This is a genomic window from Paenibacillus sp. NPDC057967 (genome assembly GCF_042887015.1).
GTDB lineage: Bacteria > Bacillota > Bacilli > Paenibacillales > Paenibacillaceae > Pristimantibacillus.
In genome coordinates this window covers 481,263-497,328 of the sequence record NZ_JBHVQB010000001.1, presented here as the reverse complement: position 1 = coordinate 497,328, position 16,066 = coordinate 481,263, and the positions used below count along the sequence as shown (strand labels likewise).

The window sequence follows — 16,066 nt, the reverse complement described above, 5'->3', positions numbered from 1 at the left end:
GAGCGGCTTGTCGCCATTATTCGCCAACTTCGCTATAGACAATTATTGGTAGTGGCTTGCCGCTTTTTTGTCGGACAGATGTTCGTGATGTATAATGAAATAGTTAGGAAGAAACGTCAATTGGAAAGGATGATCCTCATGGGACAACATAATAAAGAGTTGGCCATGTTCGCGGGAGGCTGCTTCTGGTGCATGGTTACGCCGTTCGAGGAAATGCCGGGCATTTTATCCGTTGTATCGGGCTACACGGGCGGACATACCGTCAATCCGACCTACGAGGAAGTATGCTCTGACACGACCGGGCATACGGAAGCCGTGCAAATTGCTTATGATCCTTCTCTATTCTCATATGAGCGGCTGCTCGACATCTTCTGGCGTCAGATCGATCCGACGGATGCTGGAGGCCAATTCCACGATCGGGGTTCTTCTTACCGGCCGGGAATCTACTATTATACGGAAGAGCAGCGCCAGCAAGCAGAAGCTTCAAAGGAGGCGCTCCAGACCAGTGGCCGTTTCGATAAGCCGATTGTGACGGAGATCGAGCCTGCCGGAGACTTTTACCCCGCGGAAGATTACCATCAGGACTACCATAAGAAAAATCCGTATCGTTATAAAATGTACCGCAAAGGCTCCGGGCGCGATTCCTTTATCTCAAGCCATTGGAAGATGAAGAAGGATCTCGGTGAGCTGAAGAAACATCTGACACCGATTCAATACGAGGTGACGCAAAACAGCGGCACGGAGCGTCCGTTCACTGGCGAGTATTGGGATCATACGGAAGATGGCATCTATGTCGACATCGTGTCGGGAGAGCCGTTATTCAGCTCCAAGGACAAGTATGACGCAGGCTGCGGCTGGCCCAGCTTCACAAAGCCGCTTCAGAAGTCGGCTGTAACGGAGCATATGGATAACAGCCATTTCATGGTTAGGGTAGAGGTGCGCAGCCAGGAGGGCGACTCCCATCTTGGTCATGTATTCGAAGACGGTCCAGACCCGACGGGACTGCGCTATTGCATCAATTCAGCTTCCCTGCGGTTCGTGCCGAAGGATAAGCTGGAGGAAGAAGGGTACGGACAATACCGTTCATTATTTGAGTAAAGGGAGAGATGGGGATGACCACAGTTCAAAATTTGGGGGAGCTTCATGCCAAGGCAAATGCCGTAGGCGTGCTGGAAGCGATCCGCGGTCGCCGTTCTATCGGCCGGCTTAAGCAGGATGCCGTTGAGCGTGAAGTGTTAGAAGCGATATTGGAAGCGGCATCGTGGGCGCCGAGCCATCACAATACACAGCCATGGCGCTTCGTCGTGATGACGGGCGAAGGAAGATCGACGTTAGGCGAGGGATATGCCAGAATCGGAGCAGCGAATGCGCCTGAGCTTAAAGGCGAGGAGCTGGAAGAACGACTGCGCAAGGAGCGCTTGAAGGCATACCGCTCACCTGTCGTCATTGCGGCGATCTGCTCGCCGGGGGACGATCCGAGAGCTGTTCGCGAGGAAGAGCTTGCGGCGGCACAGGTTGCCGTGCAAAATTTGCTGCTTGCGGCGCATGCCTATGGGCTTGGCGCAATCTGGCGCTCGGGCGCGCCGATGTTCGATCCGCGCATGAAGGAAGCATTCGAGCTTCGCGAGGATGAAGAGCTTGTCGCGTTTATCTATCTGGGCTATCCCGATATGACTCCGCCTGAGCCGAAGCGTACGCCGATTTCGGAGAAGACGATCTGGATGCAAGGGTAAAGCAATGTATAGTTAAGTCGAAGGGCTCCGCATGTGCGGGGCTCTTTTTTTGTGCGCGCAACTATAGAAAACTATAGCTACCTTTCCAAATGATTCCTAGGTATTCTTAAATGTGGTATTGCTACTTATTGAGCAAGACTAATATCCTATTATAGAGAAAGTAGGCAACAGAGATGAAAAAGTTTTTGAGTCTCCTTATTGCCCTCGTCATGGCACTCAGCTTTGCGACGGGTGCTGGGGCCGCTTCCAAGCCGTTATCCATCTGGGTTGATGGCGAGCAAGTGCAGTTCGGCTCTAATGCGCCGATTGTAGAGAAAGGCACTACGCTAGTACCAGTCAGAATGCTGCTGGAAAAGCTGAGCTTTAAGATTGACTGGGATGAAGAGAACCGCGTCGTAACGGCGACAAGCACTAATCCTAGAAATGAAGCGATTATCAGCCTTCAAATTGATCATACAACGGCGTACGTCAACAGCAAGCCTCAACAACTAACAGTAGCGCCTAAGATCCAAAACAAGGCTACTTATGTGCCGCTTCGCTTCATTGTAGAAGCGACTGGCTATGAGATCGATTGGAATGAAGCAGAGCGTACAATCTCCATTGATACCGTACAGGAAAGCCGCGGCTTCATGTGGAAGGTCGAGAAGGACGGTAATACCGTCTACATGCTCGGTTCCATTCATGTGGCGAACGAAGCCATGTATCCTCTGAGAGATGAAATTATGGATGCATTTATGGAAGCGGATCATCTAGCTCTAGAGATTGATTTTACAAAAGAAGAAGATATGACTGCTTTTATCGACAGCATTAGCAAGTATCAAGATGGTACATCGCTGGCACATCATGTTTCAACCGAGACGTATCAGTATGTCACTGAGCTGTTGACGGATTTGGAATACCCAACCTATGCGCTTGATCAATACAAGCCATGGTTCGCTTCTATTGTTCTGGACAGCCTCAGACGTGAAGAGAGCGAATACAAGTCTGAGCTGGGCATCGATGAATTCTTCATGAATCTGGCGGAGAAGTCCAAGCTTCCGATTATCGGCCTGGAGAATTCGCAATCCCAATTGAATATGTTTAATAATTTCTCGGATCGTATTCAAGAAGAGATGTTAGTTGGTTCCATTATAAGCTTCTATGTTGAAGATGAGCCAGTAAGGGACTTGTCTGATATGTGGATTAATGGCGATCTCGATACGCTTACCGCAATGGCTGCACAAACGCAGAAGGCCGATGCAGAATATTACAAAGCGATGCTGCAGGACCGCAACGTGCTGATGGCGGAGAAGATTGACGCATTCCTGAAGGACGGCAAAAACGAAACTTATTTTGTCGTAGTTGGAGCGCTTCATATGGCAGGAGAGCATGGACTGGTTACTCTGCTTGAACAGAAGGGCTATACTGTAACACGAGTATAATAGAAGGGCCGACGGCTGATGATGCCGCGGCCCTTTTTTAATGTTGCGAGACAAGCTGAAATGGATGGGGAATTGATGGGATAACCTGCAACGTAAGTTATTAACTTATTTCATTAAATCGCTGTATACATTGTACATCTGGATTTGCGATCAAGAACTTTTGGACATGCCTTAATACGCCTACTTGTATCACACCAGCTTCTTAATGGTGAAGTTCTCGCCTAGAACGAACCAGTTCTGCGGGAACGACACGCCAAGCACCCAGTAGCTTACGCCGCGTAATTTAAAGGCTTTGACAATATCGAACTTGGCTTGCACGCTGCGGGCATCCTCGTACCAGACGACATGCTCCTTGCCTTCCTCGTCATAATAATGATAGTAAGGGGATTGGGACTCTTCATCATAGCGAATGGTAGCGCCATATTTGGCTGCCCGGTTGACGGCCTCGTATGGACTGACTGTCGGAGCCCATCGGCCGCCTTGTACATACGGCAGCGTCCAGTCATAGCCGTACAGGGGCATGCCCATGACGATTTTTTCCGAAGGCATGACGGAAAGGGCGAAGTTCAGCACCTTGACCACCTCGTTTAGCGGAGCGACGGCTCTTGGCGGGCCTCCTGACCAGCCCCATTCATACGTCATGAGAATGACGAAGTCAACGATTCGTCCATGCGCTGCGTAGTCATGCGCTTCATATAAGGTTCCAGTCTGGCTTGCCGATATTTTGGGCGCGAGCGCGGTGGAGACTTGCAGATTATAGGGGTGCAGGGTTTCAACCAGCCGTTCCAAAAATGCGTTGTACAGCTCGCGGTCCGCAGGAGGCACATATTCGAAATCAACATTGATGGCCAGATACCCTTTCTCTCTCATTACATCCATGATGTTGGCGATTAATGCGGACTGGTTGTCTTGATCAGCCAGAACGGAATGAGCGATATCCGGATTGAAGGTGCCGCTTTCGAAATTGGTAATAACCATCATCGGAGCTACCCGTTTGCTGTAAGCCGCGTTAATAATCGCAGAATCATCAAGCGGGGTCAACGAGCCGTTCATCTGTACGCGATAGCTGAAGGGGCTGAGAAACGTCAAATAATCGCCGATCTGGCCCACAAGCTCAATACCATTGCTGCCTAGCTTCTCTGTAAAAGCATTCACCTCTATGACGGGTTTGGCCACCTTCGGAATCGTAAGCATCTGTCCGGGCATAATCAGGGCTGGATTCGTCAGACGATTGGCTTCCACGAGCTGCTGAATCGATACGCCGTAACGTTGTCCGATCTTCCACAATGATTCGCCAACCAGCACTTTATGTGTTAGTCCGTCGCCAGGGGTCGGAATGATAACAGCCTGACCGATGACAAGCGGGCTTTGCGCCGTAAAGCTGTTGGCGGAATAAATATGCTCCAGCGGTACGCCATACTTTTGTGACAGCTCCCACAACGAGTCTCCCTTTTTGACCGTATGGATTTGCATGCAACACCCTCCCACGATGTACTCTCTATCTTCATCTATATTCAGCGTTATAGGCTTGTAGTCATATAAGATGGAAAAGAGCCAATTTGGGCAAGCTGGCACGGTTATTGGCAACGGATGACAGTTATCTTGGCTTCAATACGACTAAAAAACGAACTTTTACAATTACATGTCATTTAATGTTCGTATTTTGTTGACATGCTAGTGGCGATTGGATAAACTAGAATAGGCTTGAGGCGGAACATGCCGCCCATTCCATCGCATTCTCGTATATATTCGGGGTAGGCCCGAATGTCTCTACCCGGAACCCGTTATTTCTGGACTACGAGTTTGAATAAGCTGCATGAAAAGCAGTGGTGTGAGACGTCTGTGAACCCGGTTTGCGGGGGCATAGGCCTTAGGCTCAATCATTGCGTGACGGTCCGCGAGCAGATGAAGGGTTGTTCTTATCAAGAGCAGCCTTGTGTTGTCTCTGGTGGTTACGCACATCGTTTATGCAGCAACATTCATTGAAGCTTTCCATCGCGGACGGCTTCCTCGAGAGGTCCTTGGCATATCGTACTTGAAGATTGCTGCGGGTCTTTTTTATTTGCTTATAAAACAACAATCTGGATAAAGAAAGTGGGTTTGAACACATGTCTGCTAAGGTGGGCGTCATCATGGGCAGCAAGTCGGATTGGGACACAATGAAATTAGCCTGCGACGTTCTGGAGGAACTGAATATTCCGTATGAGAAAAAGGTCGTCTCGGCGCATCGTACGCCGGATCTGATGTTCGAATACGCGGAATCTGCCGCAGAGCGCGGACTTAAGGTTATTATCGCGGGAGCGGGCGGCGCCGCACACTTGCCCGGCATGGTCGCATCAAAAACGACTTTGCCGGTTATTGGCGTTCCCGTCAAGTCTTCGAATTTGAACGGCCTGGATTCCTTGCTGTCGATCGTTCAAATGCCGGGAGGCATTCCGGTAGCGACTGTTGCGATCGGCAATGCTGGCGGCACGAACGCCGGCTTGCTGGCGGCTCAGATCCTGGGCGCATTCGACCCGGACGTTCAAGCCCGTGTCCAAGCTCGCCGTGACCGGATCAAGGCGGAAGTGCTGGAAAGCAGTGAGACGTTATGATCGAAGGAACGGATAAGGCGAGCCGTGCTGCTTCACTTCATGACAAAACGATTCTACCTGGAGCGACGGTGGGCATTCTTGGCGGCGGACAGCTGGGACGCATGCTGGCGAACGCAGGAAGCGCCATGGGCTATCGGTTCGTAGCGCTCGATCCGACGCCGGACTCTCCGATGGGACAAGTTGCGGAGCAGATCGTCGCTGCGTATGACGATCGTGATGCTGCTCGCGAACTGGCGGCCCGCTCAGACGTTATTACGTATGAGTTCGAGAATGTAGACGCCGATGTGGCGGCAATGCTCATGTCGGAATCGTATGTGCCGCAAGGCAGCGAGCTGCTCTATACGACGCAGCATCGCCTGCGCGAGAAACGTGCCATTGAAGCGTCGGGTGTCCGCGTAGCTCCCTACAGCGAGATTCGCAGCAGCGAAGAGCTTCGCGAAGCGGTAGGGCGCTTCGGAACGCCATGTGTGCTGAAGACGGCGACCGGCGGCTACGACGGAAAAGGCCAATGGGTCATTCGCGATCTGTCGGAGACGGACGAAGCATTTGCTGCCTTGTCCAAGGCGGGCACGCAGCTGGTGCTGGAGCAATTCATCGATTTTGCGATGGAAATTTCGGTTATCGCGGCTCGCAGCTCGAATGGAGAAATAAAAGCTTTCCCGCCTGCGGAAAATATTCATGTGGAAAATATTTTGCATCTGTCGATCGTACCGGCTCGATTGGAGGACAAGGTGCTTCGCGAAGCGGAGCGGCTTGCGGTAAGGCTGGCTGAGGGACTTGGCGTCGTGGGCCTGATCGCGGTCGAGATGTTCGTTACGCAAGGCGGCGAGCTTTATGTAAACGAGCTTGCGCCGCGCCCGCATAACAGCGGCCATTATACGATGGAAGCTTGTCGTACATCGCAGTTCGAGCAGCATATCCGCGCGGTATGCGGATTGCCGCTAGGAGATACGGGGCTGTTGACTCCCGTCGTTATGGTGAACGTGCTGGGCCAGCATGTCGAGCCGCTGCTTGAGAGGCTGGCTGTGAAGGATGAAGCGGCAGAGCGGCTGAACCTTGCGCCGAAGGTGCATTTGTATGGAAAAAAAGACGCTGTCTACAAACGGAAGATGGGGCATGTCAATGTGCTCGCAGAATCAACGGAAGCAGCGCTTGATTGGATAAATGAAACTAAGATTTGGAAGGTGTGAGGGTTCATGTTAGATCGTTACAGCAGACCGGAAATGAGAGCCATCTGGACCGAGGAGAACAAATTCAAGGCTTGGCTGGAAGTTGAGCTATGTGCGTGTGAAGCATGGTCGGAGCTAGGTATTATTCCGAAGGAAGATGTAGAAGCGCTGCGCAAATCCGCAAGCTTCGAGATTGACCGCATCTATGAGATTGAGCAAGAGACGCGTCACGATGTAATTGCATTCACGCGTGCTGTATCGGAGACGGTAGGACCGGAGCGCAAATGGGTTCACTATGGACTGACTTCGACGGATGTCGTTGATACGGCGACGGGCTACTTGCTTCTCCAGGCAAACGAGATTTTGCTGAAGGACATTGAGCGCTTCATCTCGATCCTTCGCGAGAAGGCTATCCAGTATAAAGATACCCCGATGATGGGACGTACGCATGGCGTTCATGCCGAGCCAACGACCTTTGGCCTGAAGATGGCGCTGTGGTATGAAGAAATGAAACGGAACCTGGAGCGCTTCAAGCATGCGGCGAACGGCGTACAGTTCGGCAAAATGTCCGGCGCTGTCGGCACTTATGCCAACATTGATCCGTTCGTTGAGCAATTCGTATGCCAGAAGCTGGGCATTACGGCAGCTCCGATCTCGACACAGACGCTGCAGCGCGATCGTCATGCGGAATATATGGCGACTATCGCTTTGATCGCAACATCACTGGACAAATTCGCTACTGAAATTCGCGCTTTGCAGAAGAGCGAATTCCGCGAGGTGGAGGAGCCGTTCGCGAAGGGACAAAAAGGCTCGTCGGCTATGCCGCACAAGCGCAACCCGATTGGCGCCGAGAATATGTCCGGCCTGTCCCGCGTCATCCGTGGCCATATGCTGACTGCATACGAGAACGTGCCGTTGTGGCATGAGCGCGACATCAGCCATTCGTCCGCTGAGCGCGTCATCCTGCCAGATTCCACGATGCTGCTGAACTACATGCTGAACCGTCTGGGCAACATTATTAATAATTTGACCGTATTCCCGGAAAATATGAAGCGCAACATGAGCGCGACGTACGGCGTACCGTTCTCCGGCCGCGTACTGACGAAGCTGATCGACAAGGGCTTCAGCCGCGAACAGGCATACGACACGGTTCAGCCGCGTGCGATGCAAGCTTGGGAGGAGCAGCGCCAGTTCCGCTCCATCATCGAAGAAACGACTGAAATTACATCGGTGCTTAGCGCCGAAGAGATTGACGATTGCTTTAACCCGGCATGGCATCTGAAGCATGTCGATACGATATTTGCACGTTTGGGCTTGAACTAAGGGGGAGTTGGCGTTCATGGCTGTTCAATCGCAAGCTTTGTCCACCGCTGTGGATTATGTGAAAGCTCCGCTTGTCTACAAAGGCAAGGTACGCGAGCTGTATGATCTGGGAGAGCACTTCCTGATCGTCGTTACAGACCGCATCTCGGCATTCGATTATGTGCTGGACCCGGCTGTTCCGGATAAGGGCAATGTGCTTAACCGCCTGTCCGCTTTCTGGTTCGACGTGACGAAGGAGATGCAGCCGAATCACGTTGTGCATACGGATGTAGCGCTGCTGGGCGATGTCATTACTGAGCCGGAGCTGTTGAAAAACCGGATTATGGTGACGCGCAAGGCCGAGCGCATCGATATCGAATGTGTGGTGCGCGGCTACATTACGGGGGGCGGCTGGAGACAATACCAGTCGACATCCGCGATCAACGGCATTGAGCTGCCGGAAGGCCTGCGCAAAAACGAGCGTTTCCCGGAGCCGATCTTCACTCCGGCCGCAAAAAATGATGTCGGCCACGACGAAGACATCTCGTTCGAGCACATGAGCGAGCTCGTCGGAGCCGAGCTGGCTGCCGAGCTTCGCGACCGCAGCCTGGAGCTGTACCGCTTCGCGCATGAGTATTGCAAGGAACGTGGCATCATTCTCGCAGATTGCAAATTCGAATTCGGACTTATCGATGGCAAAGTGATTCTGATTGACGAGATTTTCACGCCGGATTCCTCGCGCTTCTGGTCCGAGGGGAACTACGCGTTCGACGTGGAGATCGACAGCATGGACAAGGAGCCGGTCCGCACGTACCTGCTCGGCTCTGATTGGGACCGCAACAGCATGCCGGACCCGCTGCCGGCGACGGTCGTCATCGCGACGACAGCCCGCTATCGCGAGATCTACCGCCGCCTGACCGGCGGCGAGCTGAAGTAGCCAGCGCGGATTGCGCTGCAAGCTGCGCTGGGGCGCTGGGGCGCTCTAAGCCGAGAAACTCGGCTTGCAGGCCTCGCTAGCCGCGCGGGAGGCGCTCTAAGCCGAGAAACTCGGCTTGCAATTGCTACTTCAGTTACTGTTAGTTCAATTAAGTCGGCCCAACCGACTTAAAAGCTCCAGATGCACCACAAACGTTCAAATAGGTCGATAAAACCGACTTATTTGACTCAGAACGAGCAGCGGTGGTTAAATAAGTCGGCCCAACCGACTTAATCCATTCCGCATCAGCTCAATGATCCAATAAGTCGCTCCAACCGACTTAGTCGGTCCGAGAGCCACACTAACTAGTTTTCAAGTCGGTCTCACCGACTTAAATACACTGACGCGCAAAGCACGAACCATGCAACTTACCACCCTGCCGTCGAATCGCAAGCCATACGACTACACTTATCCAAAATTCAACCATATTCAGGAGGCAATTATGAAGGCAACCGTCTACGTCACGATCAAGGAAAACGTTTTGGACCCGCAAGGAACAGCTGTACAAGGCGCGCTTCATTCCATGGGCTTTGCAGAAGTAGGCAAAGTACGTATCGGCAAGTATCTCGAGGTTGAGCTGGACACGAACGACCGTGCTGAAGCGGAAGCGCGTTTGAAAGAAATGTGCGAGAAGCTGCTGGCGAATACGGTTGTAGAAGATTACCGCTTTGAACTGGAGGGATAAGAGACATGAAGTTTGCCGTAATCGTATTTCCAGGCTCCAACTGTGACATTGATTGCTACAAGGCGGTAGAGTCCACGGTCGGCCAACAGGTCGATTATGTGTGGCATACTGCGACTGATCTGTCCGCATATGACGCCATTCTGGTGCCGGGCGGCTTCTCCTATGGCGACTACCTTCGTTGCGGCGCAATCGCACGTTTTGCGGACGTTATGAGCGAAGTGAAGAAAGCAGCCGAGCAAGGCAAGTTCATTCTTGGCATTTGCAACGGGTTCCAAATCCTGACGGAAGCGGGCTTGCTGCCTGGCGCTCTCATTCGCAACACGGGCTTGAAATTCCGTTGCCATGGCACGCCTCTTGAAGTGGTAAACAACACCAACCCATTCACGAACCAATTCTCGCAAGGCGAGATTATCGATATTCCTATCGCTCACGGCGAAGGCAACTACTACTGCGACGACGAGACCTTGGCTGAGCTGAAAGCGAACGATCAGATCATTTTCCGTTACGCAGGCGACACGAATCCGAACGGTTCCGTCGACAACATCGCAGGAATTAGTAACAAAGCAGGCAACGTAGTCGGTATGATGCCGCATCCAGAGCGTGCGGTTGATCAACTGCTCGGCTCGGAAGACGGCAAACGGATGTTTACATCGATTTTGAATGCATGGAGGGAACAACATGGCGCAGCAGTTAACGGCTAAGGAGCCGACAGCGGAACAAATCGCGGATCAACGCATTTACACGCAATTCGGCGTGACAGACCATGAGTATGACCTGATTTGCGGGTTTTTGGGCCGCAAGCCGAACTACACGGAGATTGGCGTGTTCAGCGTCATGTGGTCGGAGCACTGCTCCTATAAGAACTCCAAGCCTATTTTGAAAAAATTCCCGATCACCGGACCGCGCGTCCTGATGGGACCTGGCGAAGGCGCGGGCATCGTCGACATCGGCGACAACCAAGCAGTCGTGTTCAAAATCGAATCGCATAACCATCCATCGGCGGTTGAGCCTTACCAAGGCGCTGCTACGGGTGTAGGAGGCATCATTCGTGACATCTTCTCCATGGGTGCGCGTCCAGTCGCTTTGCTGAACAGCTTGCGCTTTGGCAACCTGAACAATGATCGGGTGAAATACCTGTTCGAAAATGTAGTCAGCGGCATCGCAGGCTACGGCAACTGTATCGGCATCCCGACGGTTGCAGGCGAAGTCATGTTCGACGAGAGCTACGAGGGCAATCCGCTCGTTAACGCGATGTGCGTAGGCTTGATCGATCATGATAAAATCCAGCGTGGCGTGGCAAAAGGCGTCGGGAACCCTGTGTTCTACGTCGGACCGGCTACGGGCCGCGACGGCATTCACGGCGCGACATTCGCATCGGTTGAACTGTCTGAAGAATCGGAAGAAAAGCGTACCGCTGTCCAAGTTGGCGATCCATTCATGGAGAAGCTGGTTATGGAAGCAACGCTTGAGTTGATTAACTCCGGCATCGTGCTTGGCATTCAGGATATGGGCGCAGCAGGCCTGACATGCTCCAGTGCGGAGATGGCTTCCAAGGCGGGCAACGGCCTTGAGCTGTACCTGGACGAAGTTCCTCAACGCGAGACAGGCATGACACCTTACGAGATGATGCTGTCTGAATCGCAAGAAAGAATGCTGTTCGTTATCGAGCCGCAGCATGAAGAGCAAGCGAGAGAGATTTTTGACCGCTGGGGCATTATTTGTGCCAAAGTAGGCAAAGTAACGGACGACGGACGTCTGCGCTTGTTCCATCAAGGCCAAGAAGTGGCGGATATGCCGGTCAAAGCTCTCGTAGACGAGTGCCCGGTATATAACAAGCCTTCTGCTGAACCTGCTTACTTCCGCGAAAGCGCATCGGTCGACACAGCCGCTTTTGCAGAAATTACTGACCTGAACGGTGCCCTTGAGAAAGTGCTGGCTTCTCCGACGGTCGCGAGCAAAGAGTGGGTTTACAACCAATATGATTACATGGTTCGTACGGCAACGGCTGTTCAGCCAGGCTCCGACGCAGCTGTCGTCACGATCGACGGCACGCGCAAAGCGCTGGCAATGACAACGGATTGCAACGGACGTTACGTATTCCTTGATCCGGAAATGGGCGGACGCATTGCAGTTGCGGAAGCAGCGCGCAACATTGTCTGCTCCGGTGCTGAGCCGCTCGCAGTTACGGACAACCTGAACTTCGGCAGCCCGGAGAAGCCGGAAGTATTCTGGCAGCTGGAGAAATCCGCAGACGGCATGTCCGAGGCTTGCGTGGTGCTGGATACGCCGGTTATCGGCGGCAACGTTAGCTTGTACAACGAGAATGCCAAAGGTGCGATCTACCCGACGCCGGTTATCGGCATGGTAGGCCTTGTGCATGATCATGACCATATTACGACACAAAAATTCAAAGCTGAAGGCGATGTCATCATCCTCGTCGGCGAGACAAAAGCAGAGTTCGGCGGCAGCGAGCTGCAATACGTGCTGAACGGCGCTGCTTCCGGCAGACCACCAATGATCGATCTGGCTGTTGAGAAGAACGTACAGGGCACTGTCCTTGGCGCTATTCAAAAGGGTCTGGTCGCGTCAGCGCATGACTTGTCCGAGGGCGGCATCGCTGTCGCGCTGGCTGAGTCCTGCATTAGCGGCCGCATCGGCGCAAGCGTATCGCTGACAAGCGACCTGCGTCCTGACCATTTGCTATTCAGCGAATCGCAATCCCGTATCCTGCTGTCGGCTAAACCGGATCAAGCAGACGCTTTGACGGCTTGGCTGTCGGAGCAAGGCGTGGCGCATGCGACAATCGGAACCGTAACAGGCAGCAGCCTGACCATTAACGTCAATGGCAAAGCCGGCATCAATGCGCCGGTACAACAACTGGAGAAGGTTTGGAAGGATGCGATTCCATGTCTGATGAAATAAAGTCTGTTCCATGGTTATGGACAGGCGATCATTATAACGAGGGCATCGGCCGTGACGATATTTTTGACAAGCTGCGTGAGGAGTGCGGGGTGTTCGGCGTATTCGGACATCCTGACGCGGCAGGCTTATCTTATTATGGACTTCACGCTCTGCAGCATCGGGGCGAGGAGAGCGCAGGCATCTGCACCGCGGATTCGAAGGATGGCGGCAAGTTCAATTATTTCCGCGACATGGGACTGGTGAAGGAAGTATTCACGAAGGACCGGCTGGACTTGCTCTCCGGCGACCGCTCCATTGGACATGTCCGCTATTCCACTTCCGGTGAAAGCCAGCTGGGCAATGCTCAGCCGCTGATCTTTCGCTATCGTGACGGCGATCTTGCGGTTGCAACGAATGGCAACATCGTCAATGCGCCGGAAATTCGCCGAGAGCTGGAGATGAGCGGCTCCATCTTCCAAACATCCAGCGACACGGAAGTAATCGCGCATTTGATCGCTCGGTCGTCCAAAGATTTTGTGACGGCGGCGAAGGAAGCACTGCAGCGCATCGTTGGAGGATTCGCATTCCTCATCATGACGAACGACAAGCTGCTCGTTGCTTCAGACCCCCATGGCTTGCGCCCGCTTGCGATGGGTCGTCTGGGAGAAAGCTATGTATTCTCTTCCGAGACTTGTGCATTCGAGACGATCGGCGCAGAGTATGTGCGTGACGTTCAGCCTGGCGAGCTGTTGATTTTGGATGACAGCGGCCTTCAAATCGATCGCTATGCAACGATTGAGCGTCGCGCAACTTGCGCGATGGAATATATTTATTTTGCCCGCCCGGACAGCGATATTAACGGCATCAATATTCATTCCGCACGCAAGCGGATGGGACAGCAGCTCGCTATCGAGTCCTTTATGGACGCGGATATCGTGACTGGCGTGCCGGATTCCAGTATTTCTGCCGCAATCGGCTATGCCGAGCAGACGGGTATTCCTTATGAGCTTGGCCTTATCAAAAACAAATATACGGGACGCACATTTATCCAGCCGTCCCAGGAGCTGCGCGAGAAGGGCGTTAAGATGAAGCTGTCTGCCGTCCGCAAAGTCGTGGAAGGCAAACGCGTTGTCATGATCGATGATTCCATCGTGCGCGGCACGACTTCCCGCCGCATAGTCAATCTGCTTCGCGAAGCGGGAGCGACTGAAGTGCATGTGCGGATTACATCGCCGCCATTCAAAAACCCTTGCTACTACGGCATCGACACACCGGACCGCAAGGAACTGATTGCATCATTCCGCACCGTTGAGGAGATTTGCCGAGAGATCAATGCAGACTCGCTGGCGTTCCTCAGCGATGATGGATTTGTCGATTCCGTCGGCGGCAACGAAGGCGCGTACAATCGCGGCATGTGCCTAGCTTGCTTCGACAACGACTACCCGACACCAGTGAACGAAGAGTCGGACAAAAGCTGCAGCTGCTAACTGGCGGAGCAGCTTCTAAGCCGAGAAACTCGGCTTACAGCACACGCAACATACGTTTAAACGGTTGAACTAGATATTAAAGGAGTGGACCCATTTGTCAGAAGCGTACAAAAAGGCCGGCGTTGACATTGCGGCAGGCAACGAAGCCGTCGAACGGATGAAGAAGCATGTGAAGAGAACGTATCGTCCTGAAGTCATGGCAGAGCTGGGCGGCTTCGGCGGCCTGTTCGGTCTGAACAAGGACAAGTATGAAGAGCCGGTGCTCGTATCGGGTACGGATGGCGTCGGTACGAAGCTGATGCTGGCTTTTGCGATGGATAAGCATGATACGATCGGCATCGATGCGGTCGCGATGTGCGTCAACGATATTATCGTACAAGGCGCAGAGCCGCTCTTCTTCCTCGACTATCTCGCATGCGGCAAAGTTGTGCCGGAGAAGATCGAAGCGATCGTCAAAGGCATCTCCGAAGGCTGCGTGCAAGCCGGTTGTGCGCTGATCGGCGGAGAGACGGCGGAAATGCCGGGCATGTATTCCGTAGACGAATATGATATGGCAGGGTTCACGGTCGGCATCGTCGACAAGAAAAAAATGATCGATGGCTCCACCATCAAGCCGGGCGACGTTGTTCTGGGCTTTGCGTCGAGCGGCATTCACAGTAACGGCTTCTCGCTCGTTCGCCGTCTGTTGCTGGAAGAAGCGGGTTACTCGCTGGATCAGCAGCTGGATGAGCTTGGCGGAGCGAAGCTTGGCGACGTGCTGCTTGAGCCAACGCGCATCTATGTGAAGCAAGCTTTGGCGCTGATCGAGAAAGTCAACGTCAAAGGCATGGCACATATTACGGGCGGCGGCTTCATCGAGAATATTCCGCGTGTACTGCCTGAAGGCGTAAATGTGGAAATCAATTACGGTTCATGGCCGATTCTGCCGATCTTCGGCCTGATGCAGGAAAAAGGGAGCATCAGCAACCGCGATATGTTCACAACATTCAATATGGGCATTGGCCTGGTCATTGTCGTTCCGGAAGAGCAAGCGGAGCAGGCGCTTAGCGTCGCTGCCGAGCTTGGCGAAAAAGCGTACCGTATCGGTACGGTAACGGAAGGCAGCCGGATCGTAACGTTCCAAGGAGCTGACGTATAATGGCGGCGCTTCGCATCGCGATATTCGCGTCGGGACAGGGGACGAACTTCCAGACGATTGCCGATGCGGTGCGGGAGGGGAAGCTCGATGTTACAATCGAGCTTCTTGTTTGTGACAAGCCGTCTGCTCCCGTCATCCAGCGGGCGTCGCAAGCGGGAGTAGACGCCTTTGTATTCAAACCCAAGGATTACCCGTCACGCGAGGCTTACGAGAGCGAGATTCTGGAGGAGCTGCGGGCACGCCAGGTGGATCTGGTCGTCCTGGCCGGCTATATGCGGATTCTGACGCCTACGCTGGTCGAGCCTTTCATGGGCCGCATGATTAATATTCACCCTTCGCTCCTGCCATCGTTCCCGGGCATTAATGCCATTGGTCAAGCGCTGGAGCATGGTGTGAAGGTTACAGGCGTTACTGTTCATTATGTGGATGGCGGTCTGGATAGCGGTCCGATTCTTGCACAGACGGCTGTCGCCGTTACGGAAGAGGATGACGAGGCTTCCCTTACCGTCCGCATTCAGCAGGCGGAGCGGGAGCTGTATCCGGAAGCTATCAGGCTGATCGCGCAAGGCGCTATCACGATCGAGGGTCGCAGGGTGGCTGTTGGCAAGAGCCAGTAGCATGCATGAATCTGGCTCAACATGAATTCCGGAAGCAAAGCTT

Annotated in this window: 14 protein-coding genes and 1 riboswitch; of the genes, 13 read left to right on the top strand and 1 reads right to left on the bottom strand. The window is 53.3% G+C overall.

Going from position 1 to position 16,066, the window contains the following annotated elements; genetic code table 11:
- The first annotated feature begins 138 nt into the window (after positions 1-138).
- From msrA to ACFVSO_RS02050, 3 genes are all read left to right on the top strand, one after another.
- Positions 139-1,098 carry a peptide-methionine (S)-S-oxide reductase MsrA gene (gene msrA, locus ACFVSO_RS02060; protein WP_387469565.1) on the top strand — a complete coding sequence of 320 codons (960 nt, stop codon included), beginning with the start codon at positions 139-141 and terminating at the stop codon, positions 1,096-1,098.
- A 14-nt stretch (positions 1,099-1,112) separates the two neighbouring features.
- Positions 1,113-1,733, top strand: coding sequence for a nitroreductase family protein (locus tag ACFVSO_RS02055; RefSeq protein ID WP_387469563.1), 621 nt, complete (start codon positions 1,113-1,115; stop codon positions 1,731-1,733).
- A gap of 173 nt (positions 1,734-1,906) precedes the next feature.
- Complete coding sequence (locus ACFVSO_RS02050) at positions 1,907-3,154, top strand: TraB/GumN family protein (protein ID WP_387469561.1); 1,248 nt, start codon at positions 1,907-1,909, stop codon at positions 3,152-3,154.
- 189 nt (positions 3,155-3,343) lie between these two features.
- Here the strand turns inward: ACFVSO_RS02050 and ACFVSO_RS02045 are convergent, their stop codons facing one another.
- On the bottom strand, positions 3,344-4,627 hold the full coding sequence (locus ACFVSO_RS02045; protein WP_387469559.1) for a glycoside hydrolase family 18 protein: 1,284 nt from the start codon (positions 4,625-4,627) through the stop codon (positions 3,344-3,346).
- A 246-nt stretch (positions 4,628-4,873) separates the two neighbouring features.
- A riboswitch (purine riboswitch) is annotated at positions 4,874-4,972 on the top strand.
- A gap of 290 nt (positions 4,973-5,262) precedes the next feature.
- Between ACFVSO_RS02045 and purE the strand changes: the two genes are divergently transcribed.
- The 10 genes from purE to purN all read left to right on the top strand — a co-directional run bounded on the left by purE (position 5,263) and on the right by purN (position 16,023).
- Complete coding sequence (purE, locus tag ACFVSO_RS02040; protein ID WP_387469556.1) at positions 5,263-5,748, top strand: 5-(carboxyamino)imidazole ribonucleotide mutase; 486 nt, start codon at positions 5,263-5,265, stop codon at positions 5,746-5,748.
- Positions 5,745-6,938: a 5-(carboxyamino)imidazole ribonucleotide synthase gene (gene purK, locus ACFVSO_RS02035; RefSeq protein ID WP_387469554.1), complete on the top strand. Its 1,194-nt coding sequence runs from the start codon at positions 5,745-5,747 to the stop codon at positions 6,936-6,938. The genes purE and purK overlap by 4 nt, the downstream gene beginning before the upstream one ends.
- Before the next feature lie 6 nt (positions 6,939-6,944).
- On the top strand, positions 6,945-8,240 hold the full coding sequence (purB, locus tag ACFVSO_RS02030; RefSeq protein ID WP_119800434.1) for an adenylosuccinate lyase: 1,296 nt from the start codon (positions 6,945-6,947) through the stop codon (positions 8,238-8,240).
- Between the two features lie 16 nt (positions 8,241-8,256).
- On the top strand, positions 8,257-9,156 hold the full coding sequence (locus ACFVSO_RS02025; RefSeq protein ID WP_387469552.1) for a phosphoribosylaminoimidazolesuccinocarboxamide synthase: 900 nt from the start codon (positions 8,257-8,259) through the stop codon (positions 9,154-9,156).
- Between the two features lie 478 nt (positions 9,157-9,634).
- Complete coding sequence (purS, locus tag ACFVSO_RS02020; RefSeq protein ID WP_206098834.1) at positions 9,635-9,880, top strand: phosphoribosylformylglycinamidine synthase subunit PurS; 246 nt, start codon at positions 9,635-9,637, stop codon at positions 9,878-9,880.
- A gap of 5 nt (positions 9,881-9,885) precedes the next feature.
- Positions 9,886-10,581 carry a phosphoribosylformylglycinamidine synthase subunit PurQ gene (purQ, locus tag ACFVSO_RS02015; RefSeq protein ID WP_387469551.1) on the top strand — a complete coding sequence of 232 codons (696 nt, stop codon included), beginning with the start codon at positions 9,886-9,888 and terminating at the stop codon, positions 10,579-10,581.
- Positions 10,559-12,802, top strand: coding sequence for a phosphoribosylformylglycinamidine synthase subunit PurL (gene purL / locus ACFVSO_RS02010; RefSeq protein WP_387469549.1), 2,244 nt, complete (start codon positions 10,559-10,561; stop codon positions 12,800-12,802). Before purQ ends, purL begins: the two co-directional genes overlap by 23 nt.
- The gene (purF, locus tag ACFVSO_RS02005; RefSeq protein WP_387469547.1) at positions 12,787-14,268 is read left to right on the top strand and encodes an amidophosphoribosyltransferase; all 1,482 of its coding nucleotides are present in this window, start codon (positions 12,787-12,789) and stop codon (positions 14,266-14,268) included. The genes purL and purF overlap by 16 nt, the downstream gene beginning before the upstream one ends.
- A gap of 94 nt (positions 14,269-14,362) precedes the next feature.
- Positions 14,363-15,406 carry a phosphoribosylformylglycinamidine cyclo-ligase gene (gene purM, locus ACFVSO_RS02000; RefSeq protein WP_387469545.1) on the top strand — a complete coding sequence of 348 codons (1,044 nt, stop codon included), beginning with the start codon at positions 14,363-14,365 and terminating at the stop codon, positions 15,404-15,406.
- Complete coding sequence (purN, locus tag ACFVSO_RS01995) at positions 15,406-16,023, top strand: phosphoribosylglycinamide formyltransferase (protein WP_387469543.1); 618 nt, start codon at positions 15,406-15,408, stop codon at positions 16,021-16,023. The genes purM and purN overlap by 1 nt, the downstream gene beginning before the upstream one ends.
- The last annotated feature ends 43 nt before the right edge of the window (positions 16,024-16,066 follow it).

Coding starts and splice junctions, on each gene's coding strand:
- msrA (WP_387469565.1), top strand. CDS start 139: ATGGGACAACATAATAAAGAGTTGGCCATGTTCGCGGGAGGCTGCTTC.
- ACFVSO_RS02055 (WP_387469563.1), top strand. CDS start 1,113: ATGACCACAGTTCAAAATTTGGGGGAGCTTCATGCCAAGGCAAATGCC.
- ACFVSO_RS02050 (WP_387469561.1), top strand. CDS start 1,907: ATGAAAAAGTTTTTGAGTCTCCTTATTGCCCTCGTCATGGCACTCAGC.
- ACFVSO_RS02045 (WP_387469559.1), bottom strand. CDS start 4,627: ATGCAAATCCATACGGTCAAAAAGGGAGACTCGTTGTGGGAGCTGTCA.
- purE (WP_387469556.1), top strand. CDS start 5,263: ATGTCTGCTAAGGTGGGCGTCATCATGGGCAGCAAGTCGGATTGGGAC.
- purK (WP_387469554.1), top strand. CDS start 5,745: ATGATCGAAGGAACGGATAAGGCGAGCCGTGCTGCTTCACTTCATGAC.
- purB (WP_119800434.1), top strand. CDS start 6,945: ATGTTAGATCGTTACAGCAGACCGGAAATGAGAGCCATCTGGACCGAG.
- ACFVSO_RS02025 (WP_387469552.1), top strand. CDS start 8,257: ATGGCTGTTCAATCGCAAGCTTTGTCCACCGCTGTGGATTATGTGAAA.
- purQ (WP_387469551.1), top strand. CDS start 9,886: ATGAAGTTTGCCGTAATCGTATTTCCAGGCTCCAACTGTGACATTGAT.
- purL (WP_387469549.1), top strand. CDS start 10,559: ATGGCGCAGCAGTTAACGGCTAAGGAGCCGACAGCGGAACAAATCGCG.
- purF (WP_387469547.1), top strand. CDS start 12,787: ATGTCTGATGAAATAAAGTCTGTTCCATGGTTATGGACAGGCGATCAT.
- purN (WP_387469543.1), top strand. CDS start 15,406: ATGGCGGCGCTTCGCATCGCGATATTCGCGTCGGGACAGGGGACGAAC.